General features: G+C 38.2%; 1 protein-coding gene. It reads right to left on the bottom strand.

What is annotated here, in order from left to right; translation table 11 throughout:
- Window positions 1-103: 103 nt before the first annotated feature.
- Window positions 104-1,429, bottom strand: coding sequence for an FAD-binding oxidoreductase (locus tag AC1DRF_RS25800; RefSeq protein WP_477742054.1), 1,326 nt, complete (start codon window positions 1,427-1,429; stop codon window positions 104-106).
- Window positions 1,430-1,832: the final 403 nt, after the last annotated feature.

Consider the following 1,832-nt stretch of genomic DNA (forward strand, 5'->3'; position numbering starts at 1 on the left):
GTACACAATCCGCCCATTTTTTTTCGTCTGGCGCGTCTTTCCACAAATAATTGCTAACGCTTTGACATGGAGCATCTTTGATATCGGCTTTCGCTGAATTCACTTAGATTCCTCCTATAAATCGTTTATAGTTAAGCACGTTTTTAGCGTCCATCTTTGCTTTAATTCCTGCTAGTAACGGAAAATGAGAAGGTTCTTTTCCCCATACATTTACTTTTTGGCGCAGTATAAAAGGCAAATGGTTAACGACCACWTATCCTCCGTACGTTTTAGCAGTTTCAGTAAATGAAGTAATAACGGAAAGAATGGCATCTTCTGAGCCTTTTATGTAGACCGAACAAAGACCATGTCCAACTCCTCCATGTGCTTTTATCAGCATTGGACGGGACGTTTTTAATGCAGTACTTTTGTTTATTACATCGAGTACATTCATATTTGGTACGCCAATTTTTAGCGCGGCTTCCGTTTCCTCTTCGGAAGAACAGCATGCACCATTTGGACTAATGTTACTAAAAAATCCCCAAAATACTTCGGCTTCTTTTTCATGCAGCACTTTTAAAATCGTATCAGACGGCTGAATACTTTTGATGTAATTCTCTTGATAATGAACGGAACTTTCCACATCTTCAAAGCTGATTACAAGCGTAAACAGATGCTGCCCTATTACATCTTCAGCTAGAGAAGGATTTAATAACTCCAAAGCAACAGGCTCTATCATGGAATCTAAGACTTTGCTAACAAACGCATGAATTTCTTCGATATTGCCTGTTGAAAAAGAAATAAAGACAATGCTTTGATACTTGGGCAGCGGACGCAGCTTTAACGTTATTTCGGATATAACGCCGAGCGTTCCCATTGAACCAATAAACAGCTTATTCATATCATAGCCAGCCACGTTCTTGACGACTTTTCCCCCTGAACGAACAATGGTTCCATCTGAATATACGACTCTCATACCGATTACTGCATCTCGAGCCGATCCATAAGATAAGCGCTTTGGACCACTTTCATTCGCTGCAATAACTCCGCCGATTGTAGCGTAGTCTCCTAGAGCTGGATCAAGTGAAACTTGCTGATTGTGCGTTTTTAAATACGTTTGCAGCTCTCCAAACGGCGTACCAGCTTTTACAGTAACCGTCATATCACCTACTGTATGTTCAACAATTCCGCTGTATTCAGTCAGCGAAAGCAAAAGGTCTGCTGTATCTATAAGTCCCCCAAACCCTTTTTTTGTACCGTTCCCTTCAATGACGACTTTTTTTCCGTGTTCCGTCGCATACTTTAAAACGGCCGCTATTTCTTGTTCTGAAGTTGGCTTAATATGCAGGGACCCGTTATTTCCAAGGAAGTGATTCATATGCTGTTCTTCAAGTGTGGAAGGGTGAGATAAAATGGATTTTAAATGACCTGGAAGCTTCAACGTACTCAATAAATTGACTCCTCTCGTTTTGTAATAGCAAACAACGTTTCACTAATAACATAAAGAAGTGCCATATATAATACGACTAAAAGTAGTAGATTAATAAGAAGGATAATTAGTAGAATAGATGAAAAGATATATTTCGAGCGCTTACAATCATTAAATCACCTATTCTTGGGATTTTCAACCAGTATTTTCTTCTTATCACCAAAAAAATGTCCGTTCTTTTGAAAAAAAGTTTCTTTTAGTACTTGCCTATCCTAAAAGGATTAGAATATAATGTAAGCGAATTCATTTTTACATAAGTCATCAGATGACCTTATCATCGTAGTTTTAATGGTTTCGTTTTACTAAATTTATAGTTCACTAATTTGAAAATGAGGTGTTAGTTATGACATGGACACAGCAGTTC

The sequence above is a fragment of the Priestia sp. P5_B4 genome, from assembly GCF_056400385.1.